Source organism: Pseudomonas sp. AC463 (assembly GCF_979253585.1).
The window spans coordinates 1-262 of record NZ_CEEDDZ010000739.1 but is presented as its reverse complement, the minus strand read 5'-3'; the positions used below and the strand labels follow the sequence as shown (position 1 = coordinate 262).

Here is a 262-nt window from a genome sequence, read left to right as displayed (position 1 = left end):
ATAGGGAGTCGCGAGGTACATCGTCCCCTTCACCACCACCGGCGTGGCTTCGGACGCGGAGAAACCGGTGCGGAACTTCGCCGGCACGCTGTCGGGCATCGGGATGCTCTCGCCCGATGTCCCGGCCGGACGCATGTGATAGCTCCACACATGTCGCAGCTTGCCGACATTGGCGGGCGTGATTTCCGTCAGCGGCGAAAAACGCGCATGACTTTCGTCGCGGCCATAGCTCGACCAGTCACCACCGGCCTGCGCCAGCAAC

General features: G+C 64.5%; 1 protein-coding gene. It reads right to left on the bottom strand.

The features are described 5' to 3' along the window. On the bottom strand, positions 1 to 262 hold a 262-nt coding region (locus AC0IYH_RS32170), incomplete at both ends, for a hypothetical protein (RefSeq protein ID WP_471838372.1).